At 55.8% G+C, this 425-nt stretch carries 1 protein-coding gene; it reads left to right on the plus strand.

The window, feature by feature from the left end:
• Window positions 1–12: 12 nt before the first annotated feature.
• Window positions 13–425 (plus strand): ATP-binding cassette domain-containing protein (locus HMPREF2942_RS01155; RefSeq protein ID WP_246824329.1); only part of this gene is annotated, 413 nt, incomplete at its 3' end.

The raw sequence follows: 425 nt of genomic DNA on the forward strand, positions 1-425 counted from the left end.
TATGAACTGACTGTGCGTGAAAATCTTCTTCTGGGTTTGCCGCAGGAGGCTGTTGAGCGTCTTGGTGATGCTGATTTGTGGTCGGCTTTGTCGGTGGCTTGTGCTGATGATTTTGTGCGTGGTCTTGAGGGCGGTTTGGATGCTCAGTTGGGTGAGTCGTTTGGTGGTGTTGGTCTTTCGGGTGGTCAGTGGCAGCGTTTGGCGTTGGCGCGTGTGGTTCTTCGGGATGCGCCGGTGTGGGTGTTGGATGAGCCGACCAGTGCTGTGGATGCTGAGACTGAGGAGGAGATTTTTGCTCGGTTGAAGGTGGCTGCTGGTGGTCGTTTGGTGGTGTTGGTGTCTCATCGTGCGTGGACGTTGCGTGGTGTTGATTCTGTGGTGGTGTTGGATGGTGGGTGTGTGGTGGAGCAAGGAACCTACCGGGA

The organism is Rothia sp. HMSC071C12, assembly GCF_001813895.1.
Classification (GTDB): Bacteria; Actinomycetota; Actinomycetes; order Actinomycetales; family Micrococcaceae; genus Rothia; species Rothia mucilaginosa.